The organism is Paraburkholderia sp. 2C, assembly GCF_054589215.1.
In genome coordinates, this window is record NZ_BAAILL010000036.1 from 364,023 (window position 1) to 384,159 (window position 20,137).

Consider the following 20,137-nt stretch of genomic DNA (forward strand, 5'->3'; position numbering starts at 1 on the left):
CTGTTGCTGCGTTGCTGCGGTTTGCTGCTGCGAGGTTTCAGGTGGTTGACGGTTGCACCGCCGTGTTTTCGACATGCGGCACGCGTGCCGCAGCGGGCAGACGCAGCCCTGCCGAACCGGGCACGACGTCCGGGTCATGCCCGGGAATCACGATGTCGGCGATCTGCCGGATCCGTTTGAGCGACGCGAGCTCAGCCGCGGTCTCGTACACGATGCCGACCGGCACGCCATCGACGATGTTCTCCATGCAGTTCGCGCAATCGCCGGTAATGACGACGATGCCTTCGGCCGTGTTCACTGCAATCGACTGGTGCCCCGGCGTATGACCCGGCGTCGGAATCACGCGCACGCCGGGCACGATATCGGCAATGCCGTTGACGAACTGCCAACGGAACCACGCGATCGGTTCGCGGCCGATCAGGAACTCCTGGTAGAACGACGCTTGCGTCGGCAGCGGCCGCCCCGCGTATTCCCATTCGATCTGCTGCACGATAAAGCGCGCGTTGCGAAACAGCGTGTTGCCGCCCGAGTGGTCGTAATGCAGGTGCGTGTTGATCACGATATCCACATCGTCGGCGAGCCAGCCGACGTATTCCTTCAGCGCGCGTTCGAGCCGTTCCTCGGGCGCCTGATCGCACGGGCAGATAAAGCTGCTGACCCAGGCGGGATCGTGAATGCCGGTATCGACCACGATCTTCTTCTCCGCGCCGACGATCGCGGTCGACCACACCGGAATGCGGATCTGCTGGCCGTAGTGGCGCGCATAGACCAGCGACGAATGGTCGACGGTGAGCCAGCCGGTCGGCATCGCGACGACCTTCAGTTCGGGAGTAGCCACGCTCGTCTCCGCAATCAGAAATTGACTTCGTTCGCGCCCTTGAGCTTGAGCATCGCGCGCGCTTCGGCCGGCGTCGCGACTTCGAGCGACAAACCTTCGATAACCTGACGGATCTTCAGCACCTGCGCGGCGCTCGATTCGGCGAGCTTGCCGGGCGCGATCCACAGCGAGTCCTCGAGACCGACGCGCGCGTGCGAGCCCTGCGCGACGCCCATCGACGCGAGCGGAAGCTGATTGCGGCCGGCGCCGAGAATCGACCACACATAGTCGTTGCCGAACAGGCGGTCGGCGGTGCGGCGCATATGCGCGAGGTCTTCGGGATGCGCGCCGATACCGCCCAGCAGGCCAAAAACGCTTTGCACGAAGAACGGCGGCTTGACGAGCCCGCGGTCGACGAAATGCGCGAGGTTGTACAGGTGCGAAATGTCGTAGCACTCGTGCTCGAAGCGCGTGCCGTTGTCGCTGCACGAGGTCAGGATGTATTCGATATCGGCGAACGTGTTCTTGAATACGAGGTCGCGGCTTTTTTCGAGGTGCTGGCGTTCCCAGTCGTGCTTCAGGTCCTTGTAGCGCGCGAGCATCGGATACAGGCCGAAATTCATCGAGCCCATATTCAGCGACGCGACCTCGGGCTTGAAGTGATGCGCGGGGCGCAGCCGCTCGGCAACCGTCATATGCGGGCTGCCGCCGGTCGTCAGATTGATCACTGCGTCGGTTTCGGCCTTGATGCGCGGCAGGAATTCCTGAAACACGGCCGGGTCCTGGGTCGGATGGCCGTCGTTCGGGTCGCGCGCGTGCAGATGCAGAATCGCGGCGCCTTCTTTGGCCGCGGCGAGCGCTGCGTCGGCGATTTGCTTCGGCGTGACCGGCAGATACGGCGACATCGACGGTGTGTGGATCGCGCCGGTCGGCGCGCAGGTGATGATGACTTTACGCTTGGATGCCATGTTGTCCTCGGGTTTCGTCGGGCTTCGTTGCTGTGCTCGGTTGCTGTGCTCGGTTGCTGTGTTTCGTTGTTGCGTTTCGCTGTTGTGTTTCGATACTGCGCGTGGTTGCCTTGCTACGCAGCGGGTTCGACAGGCGAAAGAGAAACAGGCGCTACAGCACTTCGACGTTGCCGCACACCGAGATCGCCTGACCGGAAATGCCCATGCCGGCGGGCGAACACAAGAAGAGCGCGGTGGCGGCGACTTCCTCCGGTGTCGTCATCCGGCGCAACGAGATCTTGTCGAGATAGCGCCGCTCCATTTCTTCGTACGACAGATTGAGCTGCTGGGCGCGCGCGGCGATCACGCGCTCGATACGCGGCCCTTTGACGATGCCGGGCTGGATCGTATTGACGCGGATGCCGGACGGGCCGAGCTCGATGGCGAGGCTTTTCGTGAGGCCGACGATCGCCCATTTGGTCGCGGAGTAGGGCGTGCGATACGCGTAGCCGAGGCGTCCCGCCACCGACGACAACGCAACGATCGAGCCGCCGTCGCGCGCGTCGCGCAGGAGCGGCACCGCGCGGCGCGCAAAGTAGAACTGCGCGTTCAGATTGATCTCGACGGTCTGTTCCCATTCGCCGACGTCGATCTCGTCGACGCCGCCGGTCGGGCCGGCGATGCCCGCGTTATTGACGAGCACATCGAGGCCGCCGAGCTGTCTGGCGACGTCGTCGAAGACGCGCTCGACAGCGTGACGGTCCGCGACGTCCGCGAGGGTGGCGGTGATGGGGGAGGGTTTGCGCTTATCGGACGCCTGCTCCTGCGAACGTTGCAGCGCGTCGATGATCTGCTCGCTCGCGTCGCATACGTGCACGCGAGCACCTGTTTCGACGAACGCCTGCGCGATCGCGAGGCCGATGCCGGAGGCGCCTCCGGTCACCAGCACGCGCAGGCCCGCGCGCGGCGTCAACATTGATAGAACGGTCATGCTGTCGTCTCCGTCGTTATTCGTATGAGTGATGACCCGCCGCGTTTGCGTTGCACCACAACGATCTGCAACGATTGCTTACAACGCTTCGGGCTACTACGCGATACTTCGACTTCGGTATGCATGTGCCGCGAGCCGGCGCGGCCGCGCGTGCGGCGTTCGATGCACACCGGCGCGCGCGTGTCCGGTCAGGCGCTTGCTTCCTGCTGTTCGATCAGCCGCTCGCGCAAATCGTCGGCCGCTTCGCCGATGTCCTGCGCGATGCCTGCGCGCGCACCTTCGCCGTCGCCGCGCCACAGCGCTTCGACGATCTTGCGGTGCGCATCCATCGAGCGCCGCATATGCGGAATGTCGGGCGCGACGAGGTTGAGGAACGGGCCGATGCGCATCCACAGGTTCTGGATCGTCGCGAGCGTCACTTCGCTCGCGCCATGCGTGTAGATCGCCACGTGGAATTCGAAATTGCTGCCGAGGTAGGCGCCGACCTCGCCGGCTTCGACATGCGCGTCCATCGTGTCGAACACGTCCTGCAGCGCGGCGAGATGCGCCTGCGACATGCGCGTCGCGGCGCGCGCGGCGACGCAGCCTTCGAGCGCGATGCGCACGTCGCGCAGCTCTTCGAGCAGCTCGAGCGTCATCGGCGGCACCATCAGCGCGCGGCCGGGGCCGTCGATCAGCGCGCCTTCGGCTTGCAGCCGCGTGAGCGCGGCGCGCACGGGCATCGTCGACGATCCGACAGCGTCGGCGACGCCGCGCAGGCTCAGCAACTGGCCCGGCGCAAAGCGGCCGGTCATGATCGCTTCGCGCAATTGCGCGTAGACGCGGCCGGCCATCGTGTCTCTTGCCACGAGCTCGAGCGGCGGCAATTCTTTTGTCGCTACGCGGGTTGTCATGGCTTTCCTCCGGCGCGTCCTATGCAGACTGATTGCGATGTGTGACCTGTGATCACACTTGTTGAGATGCAGTCTGCGCGGCGCCGCCGGAGGCGTCAACTGAGGGAAAACGCGGAGCGCCTGGGTGGCGTGGCCGGTGTGGTGTGCCTGGGGCGGCGTGTCCGGGCGTCGCGCTACGACGGAGGCGTCAGCCGGTTCGACATCAGCTTGGCGCGACGCGGGCTGTCGCCGATCGTTTCGCATTGCTCGGCGGAGAGCCCGAAGGACACGTGAAATCCGTCTTCGGTACGCAGCGTCAGGATGAAGGTCCGCTGGTCGCTCGCAAGTTCGACCGTGCACGTGTACGCGGGGTAGACGATGCGCAGGGTGTCGTCGTTGTGCTGCGCGCGCATCGCCTTCAACGCGAGGTTCGGCAGCGTGAGGATTAATTGCTGCAGGCAGTCGCTCGGCAGATGCAGCGACCAGTCGGCGCCGCCGCCGTCGACGCCTTGCAGCGTGAAGCGCGAGCCGTCTTGCGCAAGCTCGAGGCCGGTCAGGTGACGGGCGTCGATCCGGCTCGCCGCCGTCGCCGCTGCCGTCGCGTTCGTCGCCTTGATAGCGTTCGTAGCCTTCATCGATTCCGTCGGTCGGTTTGCCATTCCTGTTTCGCGAGAGTCGCAGTCGGCCGTGCGTGGCGCCGGCTCCGATGCTGATCGAATCAAAGCTTAGTGATTTGCGGCGGCGGGCAGTGTTCCCAGGTTGTCAGGTTAGTTGACTGCCAGTGGCATTGCGGTCGGAACTGCGCTTAGGATGACGATCGTGCGGGTCGGTGTGGAATGTTCAGCATGCTGTCAAAATCGCTTGCCTGGCAGCAAGACTGCTGCGTATAATCGCAGGCTTCGCTGACGCAGCAGAACTTTGTGAAGTTAAAGCGCGCTCTGCCGGTAAAAGTCGCTTAAAAACCGCGGAACTTGTAGTAAAAAGCGCTTCACAAAGCATGGTGAGCCAGTTAGAATGGCGTTCTTCGCTGTTTCGCCAGTCAGAAGTTAGCAGAAAATAAGCGAGGAAAGCCGGTGGTAGCTGTCAAGCCGCCGCAGTTTGCAGCAGATGGTGTGCGACAAATCTGTAAAGATTATGTCCCCTTCGTCTAGAGGCCTAGGACATCACCCTTTCACGGTGAGTACAGGGGTTCGAATCCCCTAGGGGACGCCAGAATATCGGCGTGGTTTGCGGTAAGGGCGGTGCAGCGCCTATATTGCAGGCAGCGCAACTTGCGGGAATTAACCGACGCTCGCAAGCAAGGTAGAAAGACTGGAGTGGTAGTTCAGTCGGTTAGAATACCGGCCTGTCACGCCGGGGGTCGCGGGTTCGAGTCCCGTCCACTCCGCCAGCTTTAAACCACTTGGTTTGAGCCAAGTTGGGTTTAAGCCAGAATGAAAGCCCGTTAGGGTGCGCGTCGAAGGAGCGCCTCAACGGGCTTTTTCATTAAAGGTGTAAGCGTAGTCGCAGTAGCGTATGTCCCCTTCGTCTAGAGGCCTAGGACATCACCCTTTCACGGTGAGTACAGGGGTTCGAATCCCCTAGGGGACGCCAGACATCAACCGCGGAAATACCGACTTCCGCGGGGTAACGCGCAGTACTGGAGCGGTAGTTCAGTCGGTTAGAATACCGGCCTGTCACGCCGGGGGTCGCGGGTTCGAGTCCCGTCCGCTCCGCCAGTCAAGAGAAAGCCCGCTGATCCGTCAGCGGGCTTTTTGCTTTGTGCGGCTTCGTTTGCTTTCCGGCCTGGCATGATTCGCTGTCCGACCCGAACGCCGGGGCATTCGTCGGGCAATCAGCCATTGTCAGCCGGTCCGGGGTATCTTAACGTGATCGCACCCTGCCGAATCCACCCGATTGCCGCAAGCAAGCATGCTCGACCCCACCGAAGAACCGTGCCCGTTCCAGTTACGCGAGGCCAGCATGGACGACTTCCCGTTCGCGGAGGCGCTCACGCGCAACAACATGGGCGGCTACTACCGTCGTCATCATCTGGTCTGGCGCGGCGATCTGTTCCTCGCGAGCTGGCGCGAATCGGAAAACTTCATTCTCGAAGCCGACGGCGAACGCATCGGCGTCCTGCGCATTACCGAAGAAGGCGACTCGCTGCATATTCGCGATGTGCAGATCGCGGAAGGGCACCGGCGGCGCGGCGCGGGGACCTATCTGCTGAACGTGTCGCACCGCTGGGCGCGCGCGCGCGGATTGCGCGAACTGCAGTTGCGGGTATTCGTCGATAATCCGGCCGCGCGGCTCTATCAGCGCATGGGCTATCGGCTGGCCGGGCCGCGTCTCGCGCAGCTCGGCTCGATTCGCCATATGGCGCGGCGGGTTTGATCAGCTTGCCGCGCGATCCGGTAGCGCGGCGTCTTCAGATTCGTTGTCCGCAAGCATCGGCTCCGCGTCCGAGATCTCCTCGCCATTCGCCTCGCGATGCTCGGCGCCGCGCACGATAAACGCGCGCGGGCTTTCGCCGAATTGCCGGCGGAACATCGCCGAAAACGCGCTCTGGCTCTGGTAGCCGAGCGCCTGCGCGACCTGCGCTAGCGGCCGCCCCTGGCTCAAGAGCGGAATCGCGCGCGCCAGCACCGCTTGCTGGCGCCATTGTGAAAAGCTCACGCCGAGTTCTTGCCGAAAGAGCCGCGCGATCGTGCGCGTGCTCGCCCCGACGGCCGACGCCGAACGTTCGAGCGAATCGGTGGCGGCCGGGTCGGCGAGCACCGCTTCGCAGAGCGCGCGCAGACGCTTTTCGGTCGGCATCGGCACCGCGAGCGGCAGCGGCTCCGAGCGAATGATTTCATCGAGGGCGAGCGAGCCGAGCAGCCGTTCGCGCGCGGGAGCGAGACCCGGCGTATCGAGCGCCGCAATCACTTCGCGCAGCAACCCCGATACCTCGACCACACGGCACGTATCGAGCGCGGGCGGCACCGCGTCTTCGTACACGTAGAGCGTGCGCAAGAACGCCTCTTCGACGATCGTGACTTCGTGCAGCACATGCGGCGGCACCCAGATCGCGCGCGACGGCGGCACCATCCATGTGGTGCCGACGGTCGTCATGCGCAGCACGCCGCGCGATGCGTAGGCGACTTGCGCCCACGCGTGCGTGTGGCGCGCGACGCGCACGCCGGCTGGCATCGGCCGCGAGCGCACGCGGATCGGATGCTGCGGCGTCGGCGCGAATTCGGGCGGAATATCGGCGAAGTCGACGCGCTCGGACAGAACAGGTTTCGTGGGCTCGATCATGGTGTGCGTAGTGGGCGCGAGCAGGATGAGCGGGTCGCGCGACGGTAATGCATATTGTAGAGGCTCGGCATCGCAAGCCTGACATGTCGGGGCGGCGCACGCGGCACATCGATACCAGGAGCATGTGCGCGTCGCCGATCGCTGGGCGCACCGCGAGGCATAATGGCTGCCGGTTCGTTGACCGCTGCGTTGGCAACGCATTGCCAACCTTGCCGCTGAGTTGCCGACCGAGGCGCCCGACTCGCGCCCCCGACTCGCGCACCTCGCGCACGATAGTACGCGTCATTCATTGCGGTCTTCATCTGACGACGGAGGAACCTGGGGCTATGCGATACGTGTTCGTATACGGCACCTTGCGCGCCGGTGAAGTGAACGACATCGGCAAGGCTGCCGCGCGCAGCGCGCTTGCGATGCCGATTCTGGTCGGCGAGGCCTCGATACGCGGCCGGCTGTTCGATTTCGGCAGTTATCCGGGCCTCGTGCCCGACAACGACGGCATTCACGTGAAGGGCGACGTCTATCAGATCGACGAGCGTCTCGTGTCCGTGCTCGACGAGATCGAGCAGGTCTATCCGGGCGAGACGGGCCTTTTCATGCCGCAGGAGGTGACGATCGACGTCAACGGCGCGGCGCTGCCTTGCCTTTACTATCCGGTGCAGCGCCATGCAGTGGAAGGGCTGCCGGAGATCGGTTCGGGCGATTGGGTCGCGTACCGGCGCACGCGCGGATAAATCGCACCAACACCGGTCACAAAGACAAACGGTGCCGTGAGCAGCGACTGCCCACGGCGCCGTTGATCCGACGCTGAATCAGCGTTGAATCGAAGCCGCCCGCGCGTCAAATCTCCTCATAAAGCGGCAACGTCAAAAACTCGGTGAAATTCGCCGACGTCGACATTTCGCCGAAAATCTGCGCCGCGCGATCGTATGTTTTCGTGTCGCCGCCAACCACCGCTTTGACCTTCTCGAGTTCCTGCGTCGTCAGCGCCCGCACGAGTTCCGCAGTCACCTTGCGCCCGTCGTCGAGCGTGCCCTTCGACGAGCGGATCCATTGCCACACCTGCGAGCGCGAGATCTCGGCGGTCGCCGCATCTTCCATCAGATTGTGAATCGGCACGCAGCCATTGCCCGCGAGCCAGGAACCGAGGTAGTGAATGCCGACGTTGATGTTGTTGCGCAAGCCTGCTTCGGTGATCGGCGCTTCGGGACGGAAGTCGAGCAGATCGGTTGCCGTCACGTTGACGTCCGCGCGTTGCTTGCCGATCTGATTCGGCCGGTCGCCGAGCACCTTGACGAACTCTTCCATCGCGATCGGCACGAGCCCCGGATGCGCGACCCAGCCGCCATCGTAGCCGTCGGTCGCGTCGCGCGCCTTGTCCGCGCGCACCCCGGCCATCGCTTTTTCGTTGGCGGCCGCGTCGCTTTTGATCGGAATCAACGCGCTCATGCCGCCGATCGCCGGCGCATGGCGGCGGTGACAGGTTTTCAGCAACTCGAGCGCATAGGCGCGCATGAACGGCACCGTCATCGTGATCTGCGCGCGGTCGGCAAGGCAGAAGTCCTGATCGTTCCTGAACTTCTTGATCGCCGAAAAGATGTAGTCCCAGCGGCCCGCGTTGAGGCCCGAGCTGTGTTCGCGCAGCTCGTACAGGATTTCGTCCATTTCGAACGCGGCGAGAATCGTCTCGACCAGCACAGTCGCGCGGATCGAGCCGCGCGGTACGCCGACCGCTTCCTGCGCGGCGATAAAAAGGTCGTTCCACAACCGTGCCTCGAGATGGCTTTCGAGCTTCGGCAGGTAGAAATACGGGCCGCTGCCGCGCGCGAGCAATTCCTTCGCGTTATGAAACAGGAACAGCGCGAAATCGAAGATGCCGCCCGACACACGCGCGCCGTCCGCCGTCACATGCTTCTCGTCGAGATGCCAGCCGCGCGGACGCACGATCAGCGTCGCCACCTTATCGTTGAGCCGATACGTCTTGCCGTTCTGCTCGAGCGAAATCGTGCGGCGCACCGCGTCTTTCAGATTGATATGGCCGGTGATCTGGTTGTCCCAGCTCGGCGCATTCGAATCTTCGAAGTCGGTCATATACGAATCGGCGCCCGAGTTCAGCGCATTGATGACCATCTTGCGTTCGACCGGGCCGGTGATCTCCACACGCCGGCATTCGAGATCTTTCGGCAGCGGCGCGATGGTCCAGTCCGCTTCGCGGATCGATTTCGTGTGCGCGAGAAAATCGGGGCGTTCGCCCTGGTCGAGCCGTTTGACGCGTTCGGCACGCGCGGCGAGCAGTTCGCGGCGGCGCGGCTCGAACGCGCGATGCAACTGGGCGACGAGTTCGAGTGCTTCGCGCGTCAGAATCGTTTCGAAACCGGGCTTGATGTTACCGGTGATGTTCATCCCCTGCGGGAGCGGCAGTGGGTGCGCCATGGTTTTCTCCTGGGTCGGTCGGGCTGCAGATTCAGAAAATAATTTTATTAATGACTGAATAGGTTTGAAAAGACGACAGACGTCACTTGATCTTTTACTTCCATCCACCTAATCTGGGGCGATTCGCCATTTCTGGGCGCGCTGCAGTGCCAGCGCGCATCGCTCGATGGACCGCTTCAAGCAGATCGAAACCTTTGCCACCGTTGCCGCGCGCGGCAGTCTGTCGGCGGCCGCGCAGGTCGAAGGCGTGGCGCCCGCCATCATCGGCCGCCGCATCGATGCGCTCGAGGAGCGGCTCGGCGTCAAGCTGTTCGTGCGCACGACGCGCCGCATTACGCTGACGTTCGAAGGCTCGGCGTTTCTCGAGGACTGTCAGCGCATCCTCAACGACATGAACAACGCGGAAGCGAGCGTATCCGCAGGCGGCGTCAAGGCGAGCGGCCATCTGCGCGTCTCGGCGCCCGCGGGCTTCGGGCGGCGCCACGTCGCGCCGCTCGTTGCCGCCTTCACCGCCGCGCATCCCGACGTCACGGTCACGCTCGATCTGTCCGACCGGCTCATCGACCTCGTCAACGAAGGGTTCGACTGTGCGGTGCGTCTCGGCGAATTGCCCGATTCGTCGCTCGTCTCGCTGCGCCTCGGCGAGAACCGGCGCGTCTGTGTGGCAGCGCCGCTGTATCTGACGCGGCGCGGCACGCCGCAGACGCTCGCCGAACTCGCGCAGCACAACTGTCTCGCGCTCGCGGCGAGCGCAAACCAGCAGCGCGGCTGGATGTTCGAGCAGGACGGCAAGATCGCCACGATCAAGGTATCGGGCACGATGGAGTGTTCGGACGGTGCCGTGCTGCACGAGTGGTGCCTCGCCGGCTACGGGCTCGCGTGGCGGTCCTGGTGGGAGGTCGGCGCCGATCTCGCCGCGGGGCGTCTCGTCACCGTGCTCGACGCATTTGCCGCACCGCCGATCGGCATCCACGCGGTGTTCGCGCAGCGCCGCCATATGCCGTTGCGCGTGCGGCTCTTTCTCGACTTTCTTAAGGAGACCTACGCCGAACCCGACTACTGGCAATGACGCGAAGGCGAGCGACGAGGTTCGCTGTCCTGCCGAATCGTGCGTCATGCATCGAAGTGCGCGCCGCGCGGGTTTCCGATATTCGGACTGACCCTCAAACGCCGCGTGTGGGTTATTTCGGCGCACTACAATCGTCTCAGCAGGCCTTCCGCCGCCGCGCCGGTGCACGCGCTGCCGGTGTCGCGGCGCGCGAGGCCCAACGTGCACCCGCAGTCGACGACGGAGAGCACCATGTTCAAACATATCCTCGTACCGACCGATGGCTCGGAACTGTCGAAGAAAGCGATCGACGGTGCGATCGATCTTGCGCAAGCGGTTGGCGCGCGCGTGACCGCTTACGCATGTCTGCCGCAGTATCCGTATTCGCCGTTTTCCGAAGTGGTGGTCGAGCCGCCGGTCGAATTCCAGGACCGCAGCGAGCGCGAGGCGCGCGACCATCTGCGCGAAGTCGAAGAGGCGGCGCGCGGCGCCGGCGTCGCGTGCACGAGCCACACGAGCGTGCATCCGTCGCCGTATCTCGGCATTATCGAAGCGGCCGAGCGGGGCGGCTGCGATGTGATTTTCATGGCGTCGCATGGGCGGCGCGGCCTCGGTAGTTTGCTGATCGGCAGCGAGACGCAACGCGTGCTCACGCATACGAAGATTCCGGTGATCGTTTATCGGTGAATCCGGATCGGCGCCGATCCGGCGCCTGCGCTCGCAGGTGCGCAGGTGGCCGCTCAGGGCGCGCGCGTCCTGGACGTGTCGCACGTGTCACGCGTGCGCGCGTGTGCGTGTGTCGCACGTCTCGCAGGTCTCGCAGAGCAGGCAGGCAGGCCGGGCGGCTTGAACCTGCCGCCCGGCTCGCGCGGCGATATGCGCCGCCCCCGTTGGCTTCCGTTTGCCCGGTTAAGCGACCTTCTTGTCGAGCGTGACCGGCTTCTCGAAGAATTGCTCGTCTTCGGTCGACCCATGCAACGCGGTCGTCGATGCTTCGCGTTCGACCGTCTGCGTGACCGCGTCGAAATACCCGGTGCCGACTTCGCGCTGATGCTTGACGGCCGTGAAGCCCTGTTCCGCGGCCGCAAATTCGGCCTGCTGCATTTCGACGAACGCGCTCATCTGCGTGCGCGCATAACCGTGCGCGAGATGGAACATCGAGTAGTTGAGCGCATGGAAGCCCGCGAGCGTGATGAACTGGAACTTGTAGCCCATCGCGCCGAGTTCCTTCTGGAACTTCGCGATCGTCGCGTCGTCGAGGTTCTTCTTCCAGTTGAACGACGGCGAGCAGTTGTACGAGAGCATCTTGTCCGGGAACTGCTTGTGAATCGCTTCGGCGAACCGCTTCGCGAACTCGAGATCGGGCTTGCCGGTTTCGCACCAGATCAGGTCCGCATACGGCGCATACGCGAGGCCGCGCGACACTGCTTGCGCGAGACCCGGTTTCGTGCGGAAAAAGCCTTCGACGGTGCGCTCGCCGGTCAGGAACGGCTTGTCGTTTTCATCGATGTCGGAGGTGATCAGGTCCGCGGCTTCCGCGTCGGTGCGCGCGAGCAGCACGGTCGGCGTGCCGCAGATATCGGCCGCGAGACGCGCGGCGGTCAGCTTCGCGACGTTTTCGCGCGTCGGCACGAGCACCTTGCCGCCCATGTGGCCGCATTTCTTGACTGATGCGAGCTGGTCTTCGAAGTGCACGCCGGCCGCGCCCGCTTCGATCATCGCCTTCATGAGCTCGAACGCGTTCAGCACGCCGCCGAAACCCGCTTCCGCATCGGCGACGATCGGCGCGAAGTAGTCGAGATAGCCTTCGTCGCCCGGATTCTTGCCTTCCGACCACTGGATCTGATCGGCGCGCGTCAACGTATTGTTGATGCGTTTGACGACGAGCGGCACCGAGTTGGCCGGATACAGCGACTGATCCGGATACATTTCGCCGGCGACGTTCGCATCGCCCGCGACCTGCCAGCCCGACAGATAGATGGCCTTGAGGCCGGCCTTCACCTGCTGCATTGCCTGGTTGCCGGTCAGTGCGCCGAGCGCGTTGACGAACGGCTCCGATGCCATCGCAGCCCAAAGCTTTTCGGCGCCGCGCCTGGCGAGCGTGTGCTCGACCGCGACCGAACCGCGCAGCCGCACGACATCCTCGGCCGTATAGCTGCGCTTGACGTCTTTCCAGCGCGGGTCGGTGTTCCATTGCTGCTGCAGCTGTTGAACCTGTTGTTCGCGTGACATGGTGTGCTCCCTTTCGATGAAGACCGGTTTGAACAGCGAAATGGCTGGCTTCAGTGAGCCGGGGCGGGGTGCGGCGTCTCCGGTTCGCGAAGTCTTATATAAGAGTCTAGACGCGCAGCAGGAACGTCAACAAGCGGTAGCGAACGTTTTTCGATTTAATTTATTTCAATAAAATCAACTATTTGATTGGGTTATTCCGTAATGTGGAAAGCGTTTTTCCATGCTGCAACATCATCGGTTGTGCCTTGCAACACGATTTTTTACGACGCAAAAAAATTTTTCGTATTGTGAAATTTGAGTGGGGCAAAAAAAAGCCCGCCGAGGCGGGCTTTTGCGATGCAGCGTGTTACCTGTTTTTGAAGGCTTCGCTTGCGATCGATTGATGACGCGGGTGCTTAGCTGCCGCGACGCGGATTGCGCGGACCGTCACTGCGGCGTGCGCCGTAGCCGCCGTCGCGCGAACCGGCATAGCTGCCGCCGCCTTCGCCGCGCGATGCGCTGTAACCGTCGCGGCTGCCGCCGGACGGCTTGCCGCTCCAGCCGCGACCGCCGCCATTACCACCCCCGCTGCCGCCGCCGTTGCCGACGTAGCCGCCGCCTTCACGCGAACCGCCGTAGCCGCTGCTGCCGCCCGGCTTGCCGCCGAAGCGCCGGCCGCCACCATTGCCGCCCGGACGGCCACGGCCGCCGCCGAAACCGCCACGGCCACCGGCGGGCGGCGCCTTGCGCGGCTCGAAGCCTGCGATAACGTTGACGGGCAGCGGCGCGCGCACGAAACGCTCGATGCGCTTCAACGCGCCCTGTTCCGCGTGATGCACAAGGCTCACCGCGATACCCGAGCGGCCGGCGCGGCCCGTGCGACCGATACGGTGCACGTAGTCTTCCGCGAACTTCGGCAGATCGTAGTTGAACACGTGCGTGATGCCGGGGATATCGATGCCGCGCGCGGCGACATCGGTGGCGACGAGCACGCGCACGCGACGCTCGCGCAGCGCGCGGATGGTGCGGTTACGCGCGCCCTGCGGCAGGTCGCCGTGCAGCGCGGCGGACTGGAAGCCCGCGTCGGCGAGACGCCCGGCGAGCTGGTCCGCGTCGCTCTTCGTTGCGGTGAAGACGATCGCCTGGTCGAGACCGGCATCGCGCAACAGATGGTCGAGCAGACGGTCCTTGTGGTCGCGGTCGTCGACGTAGTGCACGGTTTGCGCGATATTCGCGCGCTGCTCGATACGCTGCGTAATTTCGATGCGCTCGGGATTCTTCAGCAGACGGCTCGTCAGCGAACCGATCTTGCCGTCGAGCGTCGCGGAGAACAGCATGGTCTGGCGCGAGGCGGGCGTCGCGGCGACGATCGTTTCGATGTCGTCGATAAAGCCCATGTCGAGCATGCGATCGGCTTCGTCGAGCACGAGCATCTGCAGTTCCGACAGATCGATACGGCCGCGCTCCAGATGGTCGAGCAGACGACCCGGCGTGGCGACGAGAATTTCGGGGTTCTTCGCGAGCAGCATCAGCTGCTGGCCGTAGGCGACGCCACCGAGAATGCTGACCGTGCGCAGCCGGCGCAGGTGCTTGCCGTACGTCGACGCGGCCGTGGTGACCTGCATGGCGAGTTCGCGCGTCGGTGTGAGCACGAGCAGGCCCGGACGGGCGACCGGCTGCGGACGGCGCGTGCGGCGGTCGGCGTTGCGCGGGTCGCGTGCATCGCCCGCTGGTCGCGGTTGTTGCGCCTGGGTTTTTTGCAGCTGGGCGAAGCGCTCGATGGCCGGCAGCATGAAGGCGGCCGTCTTGCCCGAACCGGTCGGGCTCGAGACGAGCAGGTCGCGCCCGGCGATGCCCGCCGGAATCGCGCGCTGCTGGACCGGCGTCGGCGCCTTGTATCCAGCTGCGATCACGGCCGAAAGAATCTCCTCGGAAAGCCCGAGCGACGCGAACGTCGGGCCTTGATCGGCGCCAGCCGCGTCCGCTGCATTGGCCGCATGCGCTGCTTCAATCGGTGCGTTGGCCGGTGCGTTGGCCGGTACGTCGGCACGCGCCGCCGTCGGTTCGGCGGTGGAGGGCGTGTCAAGACCGAGGGCGGCGTCGGCGATTGCGTTCAACGGGCTGGTGGTGTTGCTCGAAGTCATGAAAATCCTTGAAGCATGGGAACGAACCCCTTGGATAAAACCAGGGGATGAAACGTCGGCGCCAATCGGCATTACCCAAGTTGTCGGATTCAGCGAGCAAACAGCAGCGAGCAAACCGTAAAACGGGGGCAGCTCGCGACAATAAAGGCGAGCTTTTCGTTAGAAGCTGTATCGGATGCGACACGCCGGGAGGGCTTGCCGCCAGCCTTACGTGGTGGCCCGTAGATGCAGGGCCCGTGGCAGGGAGGTGACAGGTTCTAAACTGGATTGGAGCAAAACGCTTAGCTGCACCCGCTATTGCAAGTGCAGCGGCGATTATAACTAACTTTGCTGCACTGCGCCAGTTGTTTGACACGAAACGTTCACGCGTCAGACAAATCGCACAACGGATGGGTCCTGGAAGCTGAGCCTTGGCGCGCCGCTCAGGTGCCGCCTTTCAGCGATTCGACAAGTTCGGTGTATTCCTGTTTGGCTGCCTCGGGCGCGAGGCCTTTCAGCGCGGCCCACGCGTCGTGTTTGAATTTGCCGGCGATATCGGCGAAGCCCGGCCGTTCGTCGGGCGCGTCGCCGGCGGTCGCCTGCTTGTAGAGTCCGTAAAGACGCAGCAGCGTGAGGTCGCCGGGGCGTTCGGGCAACTGTTTTACGTCGTTGACTGCCTGGTTAAAGCGGGTGTCGACGTCGCTCATTGAAGTCTCCGCGAAAATTCGGATCGGCCGACGATCATAACAAGCGCGGCGACAGAAGTGCGCACGTGTGCGGCCCGCGCGACATGCACGACGTGTTGCGCCGCTGACGCTTCGCGCCCGGCCCGCCAGGGTCGCGCATTACAATACCGTCCATGACTGAAACTGTGCTGCTTGCCCTCGATACATCGACCGAATTCTGCTCGGTCGCGTTGCTTGCCGTTGCGAATCCGCCTGCCGGTTCGTCCTTGCGTTCGTCGGCCGGCGGTTTGCCGGCTGCTTCCGATATTTCTTCCGCGAGCGTTTCCCAAGGGGCCGCCGCTTTGTCGTCTGCTTTGTCTTCCGCTTCCTCGTTAGCGTCGCGCGATGCGTTTCACGAGCCGCGCGTCTGGTCGCGTCACGAATCGACCGGCGCGGTGTCGAGCACGCGCCTTCTGCCCGCGATTCGCGAGCTGTTCGACGAAGCCGGTTACATGCTGCGCGCGTGCAATGCGATCGCATTCGGCGCCGGGCCAGGTTCGTTCACCGGTTTGCGCACGGCGACCGGCGTCGCCCAGGGGCTCGCGTTCGGACTCGGCTGTCCGGTCGTGCCAATCGGCACGCTGGCTGCGTGCGCGGAAAGCGCGCGACGGCGCGACCCGTCGGCGACGCGCGTGCTCGCCGCACTCGACGCGCGAATGGACGAAGTCTATTGGGCTGACTACGCGTGGGACGATGCGCTGCAAGACTGGCGCGCGGTGCGCGCCGCGGCGCTCGATGCGCCCGAACGGATCGTCGCGCCCGACGTGCCGTACACGCTTGCCGGCAATGCAGCGGCGGTGTTCGGCGCAAGGCTCGCGGTGGCTGCCGGGGCACGCGCGATCGATGGCGAAGCGCTGCCGCATGCACTGCCGATCGCGTTCGCCGCGTGGCGCGCATGGCGCGCGGGTCGCGCCGTGCCGGCTGATCGGGCGGCGCCCGAATATGTGCGTGACAAGGTTGCGCTGACCACGGCGGAACGGCTTGCGGCGAAGGCTGCTCAAGGTCTATCGAGTGGCCCATCAAGCGGTCTATCAAGCGGTCTATCAAGCGCCCCATCAAGCGCCCCATCAAGCGGCCAGCCAGGCGGCGAGTCAAGCGGCCAGCCCGGCGGCGAGTCAGGCGGCCAGAGCGGCGCTCAATCAGGCACTCAACCGGAAGAGCGTCGGCAATGAGCGGCGTGTTGCTCGCGGACCGCTACATGTCGCCGATGACCGAGGGCGACCTCGATGAGGTCGCCATAGTCGAACGACTTGCCTACGAGTTTCCGTGGTCGCGCGGCAATTTCGAAGACTCGCTGCGCAACGGCTATTTCGGTATCTGCCTGCGACACGTCACAGGGACGCTGATCGGTTATTGCGTGCTGATGCCGGTGGTCGACGAGATGCATCTGCTGAATCTGTGCGTCGCGCCGCCCGCGCAGCATGCGGGCGCGGGGCTCGCGCTGCTGCGCGAAGCGGTGCGCATTACGCACGCGGAAAAGCTGACGGGACTGCTGCTCGAAGTGCGGCCGTCGAACCATCGCGCGATCCGGCTTTATGAGCGGTTCGGCTTCGCGTCGATCGGCCGGCGCAAGAACTACTATCCGGCGCGGCATCGCAGCCGGGAAGATGCAATCGTGATGCGATTTTCTTTTGAGAAGGAGGGTGCCGATGGCGTTGCATGAGTCCGCGCTGGAAGAACTCGGCCTCGCGCCGTTGTGGGTGAGGCGCGGCAGCGCGAATGCGCCGGCGGCGCTCGAAGACGCTGAGGCCGGCGCGACCGCGGAGGCCGCGCGCTCGCGGGACGCCGTGTTGGCACAGGCCCAGCCGAATGCGTCGCCCGATGCCGCGCGTGCTGATCGGGCGACGGATGCTGCCGTGCCTGCTTCGCAGTCTGCATCGCCCGTGGAGCGCCACGCCCCGCGCGAGACGCCGTCGCAAAGCGCGCCGCCGGAGATCGGCCGCAGGCCCGTCACGGCACGTCCGGAGCCGGCGCCAGCGGCGCCTGCGGCTCAACCCGCGCCACCCGGCGACGACTTCGCGTGGTTCGACGATCTTCCCGCGCAGCCGTCGTCGCGCGCGCGTGCCCCGGCACCCGACGACGCAGCCGGCCTCGCCACCGGCGATGCCGCCATCGAGCCGTCACGGCCGCCGGTCGCCTCGCTCGACTGGGACGCGCTCGTCGAACGCGTGGCCGGCTGCGAACGCTGCCGCCTCTGCGAGAAGCGCACGCAGACCGTATTCGGTGTCGGCGACCGCGACGCGGACTGGATGCTGATCGGCGAAGCGCCGGGCGAAAACGAGGACCGCCAGGGCGAACCGTTCGTCGGCCAGGCCGGCAAGCTGCTCGACAACATGCTGCGTTCGCTGTCGCTTGCGCGCGGCGCGAATGTCTATATCGCGAACGTGCTCAAATGCAGGCCTCCGGGTAACCGCAATCCGGAGCCCGAGGAGGTTGCGCGCTGCGAGCCGTATCTGCAACGCCAGGTCGCGCTCGTCAAACCGAAGCTGATCGTCGCGCTTGGCCGCTTTGCCGCACAGAGCCTGCTGAAGACCGACGCGAGCATTTCGTCGCTGCGCGGGCGCGTGCATACGTATGAAGGGGTGCCGGTGATCGTCACGTATCACCCCGCGTATCTGCTGCGCAGCCTGCACGACAAGGCCAAGGCGTGGCAAGACTTGTGTCTTGCGCGCGATACGTGGCGCAAGGCAGGCGCGAGCGCCGGTTCGACCGACGCTGGCTCAGTTGCCGGTTCAGTTGCCGGTTCAGTTGCCGGTTCAGTTGTCGGCTCAACTGCGGCCTCAACTGCTGGTTCGGCAGCCGATCCCGCGACCGACTGATGGCAGCCGACGGCCCATCTGGCGGATTGACGCCGCGCGATGCCGCGCGGCTCGAGCGTCTGGCCGAGCCGGCGGTGCGCGATCTGGCGTGGCTGCTGTTCAGCCCCGACTTGTTGCGCGCGCAACCGCCTGCGGGCGTGCTGGCCGAGCCGTTCGGGTCGTCCGACGAAGCGGCGGCGACGCTCGACTGGCTCGTCGCCGAAGATGCGCACCCCGATGCGCTGCATCGGCACATCGCCGCCGCGCCTATGACGCGGCTTGGCCGCTACGCGGAATGTTTGCTCGCGTGGTTTTTGCGGCATGGCCCCGCCGCGCGGCTCGTGGCCGCGAACGTCGCGTTGCGGCGCAATGGCATCACGCTCGGCGAATGCGACTTCCTCGTTCGAACGCGGGCAGGCCGGCGTCTGCATTGGGAACTCGCGGTCAAATGCTATCTGCATGCGGGCGAAAGCCGCGCGGCGCTCGCGGACTATGTCGGCCCGAATCTGCAGGACCGCTTCGACGTGAAGCTGCGCCGCTTGCTCGATCATCAGCTGCCGTTGAGCGCGCGTGCCGAATTCGCGTCGCTTGGCTACCTCGGGCCGTGGGACGCGCAAATGTTCGTCAAAGGGTGGTTGTTCTATCGCGAGGGCGGCACGCCGGCCGAGCCGGCCGAGATCGATCCCGGTCACGCGCGCGGCTGGTGGACGACGCGTGCGGACTGGCCGTCGTTTGCCGCGGCGCGGGGCGACGCGTGGGCCGTGCTGCCGCGTCTGCAATGGCTGTCGCGGCGGCGCCGCAGCGGCGATGCGGCTGCCGCGGGCCTATTCGAGATACCGGCATTGAGCGCGCAACTGGCGCAGCATAGCGGTCCGACGATGATCGCGGCATTTGCCGCCGATGACCAAGATGGCGGTTGGCGCGAGACGTCACGCGGATTTATCGTGCCGGATGCGTGGCCCGCGCAGGCGCTTGCGTTTGCGCGCGCTTAGGGATCGCCCACGCTTACGGATTGCTCGCGTTCACCACCACCGATGAAAGTGATGCACGGGCCCGACGCCGCTGCCGACGTCAAGCCGCGCACTCTGCTCGAGTGCCCCGGTTAAATATTGTTTCGCATCGACGACCGCACTCGCGAGATCGCGCCGCTGCGGCAATAACGCCGCAATCGCGGACGACAACGTGCACCCCGTGCCGTGCGTATTTTTGACAGGCACGCGCGGGCCGCCGACGCGCAGCGTGCCGCCTGCTTCGATGAGCCAGTCCGGGCTGTCGGCGGCCGCGAGATGGCCGCCCTTCATCAGCACCGCGCGCGCCCCGAGCGCGCGTAGCGCTTCCCCTTGGCTCACCATCGCGCCTTCATCGGCAGCCGCCGGCGCGCCGAGCAATGCGGCCGCCTCGGGCAGATTCGGCGTCAGCAGATCGGCGAGCGGCAGCAGTTCGTCGCGCACCGCGTCGACCGCATCGGGCGCGAGCAGCGCATGGTTGCTCTTCGAGATCATCACCGTGTCGAGCACGACATGCGACGGACGGTGGCGCCGCAGCGCGTCGGCGACCGCGCGCACGATCTGTGCGTTCGCGAGCATGCCGATCTTCACCGCGTCGATGCGGATATCGTCGAACACCGCGTCGAGTTGCGCCGTGACGAAATCGGGGTCGGGCGTGTGAATCGCGGTCACGCCGCGCGTATTCTGCGCGGTCAGTGCGGTAATCACGCTCGCGCCGTACGCGCCGAGCGCCGAAAACGCTTTCAGGTCGGCCTGGATGCCGGCGCCGCCGCCGGAATCGGAGCCGGCGATCGTCAGGACGTTGGGAATGGCGTGGGTCATGAAAGGTCGAAGATGGCAGGGCGGTTGAAACCGCGGCGCACTGTCAGCACTGTCAGGACTATCG

19 protein-coding genes and 4 tRNA genes are annotated in these 20,137 nt (G+C 65.0%); 12 read left to right on the top strand and 11 right to left on the bottom strand.

The genetic code is table 11. The features are described from left to right. Positions 1–37 precede the first annotated feature (37 nt). From ACYPXD_RS14240 to ACYPXD_RS14260, 5 genes are all read right to left on the bottom strand, one after another. Positions 38–808: an N-acyl homoserine lactonase family protein gene (locus ACYPXD_RS14240; protein ID WP_459713316.1), complete on the bottom strand. Its 771-nt coding sequence runs from the start codon at positions 806–808 to the stop codon at positions 38–40. A 44-nt stretch (positions 809–852) separates the two neighbouring features. Continuing rightward, a complete protein-coding gene (locus ACYPXD_RS14245) occupies positions 853–1,785 on the bottom strand; it encodes a beta-keto acid cleavage family enzyme (RefSeq protein ID WP_459712257.1) in 933 nt (310 codons plus the stop codon). A gap of 151 nt (positions 1,786–1,936) precedes the next feature. Next, entirely contained in the window at positions 1,937–2,755 is an 819-nt protein-coding gene (locus ACYPXD_RS14250) for an SDR family oxidoreductase (protein WP_459712260.1), read from the bottom strand. 188 nt (positions 2,756–2,943) lie between these two features. Beyond that, on the bottom strand, positions 2,944–3,648 hold the full coding sequence (locus ACYPXD_RS14255) for a GntR family transcriptional regulator (protein ID WP_459712263.1): 705 nt from the start codon (positions 3,646–3,648) through the stop codon (positions 2,944–2,946). Between the two features lie 173 nt (positions 3,649–3,821). Then, on the bottom strand, positions 3,822–4,262 hold the full coding sequence (locus ACYPXD_RS14260; protein ID WP_459712265.1) for a hypothetical protein: 441 nt from the start codon (positions 4,260–4,262) through the stop codon (positions 3,822–3,824). 501 nt (positions 4,263–4,763) lie between these two features. Here ACYPXD_RS14260 and ACYPXD_RS14265 point away from each other — a divergent pair. The 5 genes from ACYPXD_RS14265 to ACYPXD_RS14285 all read left to right on the top strand — a co-directional run bounded on the left by ACYPXD_RS14265 (position 4,764) and on the right by ACYPXD_RS14285 (position 6,003). Next, positions 4,764–4,839 (top strand) — tRNA-Glu (locus ACYPXD_RS14265). Between the two features lie 101 nt (positions 4,840–4,940). Beyond that, positions 4,941–5,017: transfer RNA gene (locus tag ACYPXD_RS14270), tRNA-Asp, on the top strand. Between the two features lie 127 nt (positions 5,018–5,144). After that, positions 5,145–5,220 (top strand) — tRNA-Glu (locus ACYPXD_RS14275). 48 nt (positions 5,221–5,268) lie between these two features. After that, positions 5,269–5,345, top strand: a tRNA-Asp gene (locus ACYPXD_RS14280). A 193-nt stretch (positions 5,346–5,538) separates the two neighbouring features. After that, on the top strand, positions 5,539–6,003 hold the full coding sequence (locus tag ACYPXD_RS14285; RefSeq protein WP_075156839.1) for a GNAT family N-acetyltransferase: 465 nt from the start codon (positions 5,539–5,541) through the stop codon (positions 6,001–6,003). Here the strand turns inward: ACYPXD_RS14285 and ACYPXD_RS14290 are convergent, their stop codons facing one another. Next, positions 6,004–6,909 carry an AraC family transcriptional regulator gene (locus ACYPXD_RS14290; RefSeq protein WP_459712268.1) on the bottom strand — a complete coding sequence of 302 codons (906 nt, stop codon included), beginning with the start codon at positions 6,907–6,909 and terminating at the stop codon, positions 6,004–6,006. It lies immediately after the preceding gene. Between the two features lie 326 nt (positions 6,910–7,235). On the opposite strand from ACYPXD_RS14290, the gene ACYPXD_RS14295 reads away from it, so the two are divergent. Further along, positions 7,236–7,640: a gamma-glutamylcyclotransferase family protein gene (locus ACYPXD_RS14295; protein WP_459712272.1), complete on the top strand. Its 405-nt coding sequence runs from the start codon at positions 7,236–7,238 to the stop codon at positions 7,638–7,640. Between the two features lie 106 nt (positions 7,641–7,746). Here ACYPXD_RS14295 and aceB read toward each other — a convergent pair whose 3' ends face one another. After that, positions 7,747–9,339, bottom strand: coding sequence for a malate synthase A (aceB, locus tag ACYPXD_RS14300; RefSeq protein WP_459712275.1), 1,593 nt, complete (start codon positions 9,337–9,339; stop codon positions 7,747–7,749). Between the two features lie 166 nt (positions 9,340–9,505). Here aceB and ACYPXD_RS14305 point away from each other — a divergent pair, with 166 nt between their 5' ends. Further along, the gene (locus tag ACYPXD_RS14305) at positions 9,506–10,408 is read left to right on the top strand and encodes a LysR family transcriptional regulator (RefSeq protein WP_459712278.1); all 903 of its coding nucleotides are present in this window, start codon (positions 9,506–9,508) and stop codon (positions 10,406–10,408) included. 231 nt (positions 10,409–10,639) lie between these two features. Further along, positions 10,640–11,074: a universal stress protein gene (locus tag ACYPXD_RS14310; protein WP_459712280.1), complete on the top strand. Its 435-nt coding sequence runs from the start codon at positions 10,640–10,642 to the stop codon at positions 11,072–11,074. Positions 11,075–11,296: 222 nt separating this feature from the next. Here ACYPXD_RS14310 and aceA read toward each other — a convergent pair whose 3' ends face one another. The 3 genes from aceA to ACYPXD_RS14325 form a co-directional block, all read right to left on the bottom strand. Next, the gene (gene aceA / locus ACYPXD_RS14315; RefSeq protein ID WP_459712282.1) at positions 11,297–12,619 is read right to left on the bottom strand and encodes an isocitrate lyase; all 1,323 of its coding nucleotides are present in this window, start codon (positions 12,617–12,619) and stop codon (positions 11,297–11,299) included. Between the two features lie 395 nt (positions 12,620–13,014). Continuing rightward, positions 13,015–14,742, bottom strand: coding sequence for a DEAD/DEAH box helicase (locus ACYPXD_RS14320; RefSeq protein ID WP_459712284.1), 1,728 nt, complete (start codon positions 14,740–14,742; stop codon positions 13,015–13,017). A 422-nt stretch (positions 14,743–15,164) separates the two neighbouring features. After that, entirely contained in the window at positions 15,165–15,428 is a 264-nt protein-coding gene (locus ACYPXD_RS14325) for an acyl-CoA-binding protein (RefSeq protein WP_459712286.1), read from the bottom strand. A gap of 152 nt (positions 15,429–15,580) precedes the next feature. On the opposite strand from ACYPXD_RS14325, the gene tsaB reads away from it, so the two are divergent. The 4 genes from tsaB to ACYPXD_RS14345 are packed head-to-tail and all read left to right on the top strand — an operon-like array spanning position 15,581 to position 19,236. Beyond that, complete coding sequence (tsaB, locus tag ACYPXD_RS14330; RefSeq protein WP_459712289.1) at positions 15,581–16,618, top strand: tRNA (adenosine(37)-N6)-threonylcarbamoyltransferase complex dimerization subunit type 1 TsaB; 1,038 nt, start codon at positions 15,581–15,583, stop codon at positions 16,616–16,618. After that, positions 16,615–17,109: a ribosomal protein S18-alanine N-acetyltransferase gene (gene rimI / locus ACYPXD_RS14335; protein ID WP_075156847.1), complete on the top strand. Its 495-nt coding sequence runs from the start codon at positions 16,615–16,617 to the stop codon at positions 17,107–17,109. Before tsaB ends, rimI begins: the two co-directional genes overlap by 4 nt. Further along, the gene (locus ACYPXD_RS14340; protein ID WP_459712292.1) at positions 17,096–18,265 is read left to right on the top strand and encodes a uracil-DNA glycosylase; all 1,170 of its coding nucleotides are present in this window, start codon (positions 17,096–17,098) and stop codon (positions 18,263–18,265) included. Before rimI ends, ACYPXD_RS14340 begins: the two co-directional genes overlap by 14 nt. Continuing rightward, positions 18,265–19,236: a DUF1853 family protein gene (locus tag ACYPXD_RS14345; RefSeq protein ID WP_459712294.1), complete on the top strand. Its 972-nt coding sequence runs from the start codon at positions 18,265–18,267 to the stop codon at positions 19,234–19,236. The genes ACYPXD_RS14340 and ACYPXD_RS14345 overlap by 1 nt, the downstream gene beginning before the upstream one ends. A gap of 30 nt (positions 19,237–19,266) precedes the next feature. Here ACYPXD_RS14345 and thiD read toward each other — a convergent pair whose 3' ends face one another. Continuing rightward, positions 19,267–20,073, bottom strand: coding sequence for a bifunctional hydroxymethylpyrimidine kinase/phosphomethylpyrimidine kinase (gene thiD / locus ACYPXD_RS14350; RefSeq protein WP_459712297.1), 807 nt, complete (start codon positions 20,071–20,073; stop codon positions 19,267–19,269). Between the last annotated feature and the right edge of the window lie 64 nt (positions 20,074–20,137).

Excerpts from the sequence above, each read along its gene's own strand:
- ACYPXD_RS14240 (WP_459713316.1), bottom strand. The coding sequence starts at position 808 with ATGCCGACCGGCTGGCTCACCGTCGACCATTCGTCGCTGGTCTATGCG.
- ACYPXD_RS14245 (WP_459712257.1), bottom strand. The coding sequence starts at position 1,785 with ATGGCATCCAAGCGTAAAGTCATCATCACCTGCGCGCCGACCGGCGCG.
- ACYPXD_RS14250 (WP_459712260.1), bottom strand. The coding sequence starts at position 2,755 with ATGACCGTTCTATCAATGTTGACGCCGCGCGCGGGCCTGCGCGTGCTG.
- ACYPXD_RS14255 (WP_459712263.1), bottom strand. The coding sequence starts at position 3,648 with ATGACAACCCGCGTAGCGACAAAAGAATTGCCGCCGCTCGAGCTCGTG.
- ACYPXD_RS14260 (WP_459712265.1), bottom strand. The coding sequence starts at position 4,262 with ATGAAGGCTACGAACGCTATCAAGGCGACGAACGCGACGGCAGCGGCG.
- ACYPXD_RS14285 (WP_075156839.1), top strand. The coding sequence starts at position 5,539 with ATGCTCGACCCCACCGAAGAACCGTGCCCGTTCCAGTTACGCGAGGCC.
- ACYPXD_RS14290 (WP_459712268.1), bottom strand. The coding sequence starts at position 6,909 with ATGATCGAGCCCACGAAACCTGTTCTGTCCGAGCGCGTCGACTTCGCC.
- ACYPXD_RS14295 (WP_459712272.1), top strand. The coding sequence starts at position 7,236 with ATGCGATACGTGTTCGTATACGGCACCTTGCGCGCCGGTGAAGTGAAC.
- aceB (WP_459712275.1), bottom strand. The coding sequence starts at position 9,339 with ATGGCGCACCCACTGCCGCTCCCGCAGGGGATGAACATCACCGGTAAC.
- ACYPXD_RS14305 (WP_459712278.1), top strand. The coding sequence starts at position 9,506 with ATGGACCGCTTCAAGCAGATCGAAACCTTTGCCACCGTTGCCGCGCGC.
- ACYPXD_RS14310 (WP_459712280.1), top strand. The coding sequence starts at position 10,640 with ATGTTCAAACATATCCTCGTACCGACCGATGGCTCGGAACTGTCGAAG.
- aceA (WP_459712282.1), bottom strand. The coding sequence starts at position 12,619 with ATGTCACGCGAACAACAGGTTCAACAGCTGCAGCAGCAATGGAACACC.
- ACYPXD_RS14320 (WP_459712284.1), bottom strand. The coding sequence starts at position 14,742 with ATGACTTCGAGCAACACCACCAGCCCGTTGAACGCAATCGCCGACGCC.
- ACYPXD_RS14325 (WP_459712286.1), bottom strand. The coding sequence starts at position 15,428 with ATGAGCGACGTCGACACCCGCTTTAACCAGGCAGTCAACGACGTAAAA.
- tsaB (WP_459712289.1), top strand. The coding sequence starts at position 15,581 with ATGACTGAAACTGTGCTGCTTGCCCTCGATACATCGACCGAATTCTGC.
- rimI (WP_075156847.1), top strand. The coding sequence starts at position 16,615 with ATGAGCGGCGTGTTGCTCGCGGACCGCTACATGTCGCCGATGACCGAG.
- ACYPXD_RS14340 (WP_459712292.1), top strand. The coding sequence starts at position 17,096 with ATGGCGTTGCATGAGTCCGCGCTGGAAGAACTCGGCCTCGCGCCGTTG.
- ACYPXD_RS14345 (WP_459712294.1), top strand. The coding sequence starts at position 18,265 with ATGGCAGCCGACGGCCCATCTGGCGGATTGACGCCGCGCGATGCCGCG.
- thiD (WP_459712297.1), bottom strand. The coding sequence starts at position 20,073 with ATGACCCACGCCATTCCCAACGTCCTGACGATCGCCGGCTCCGATTCC.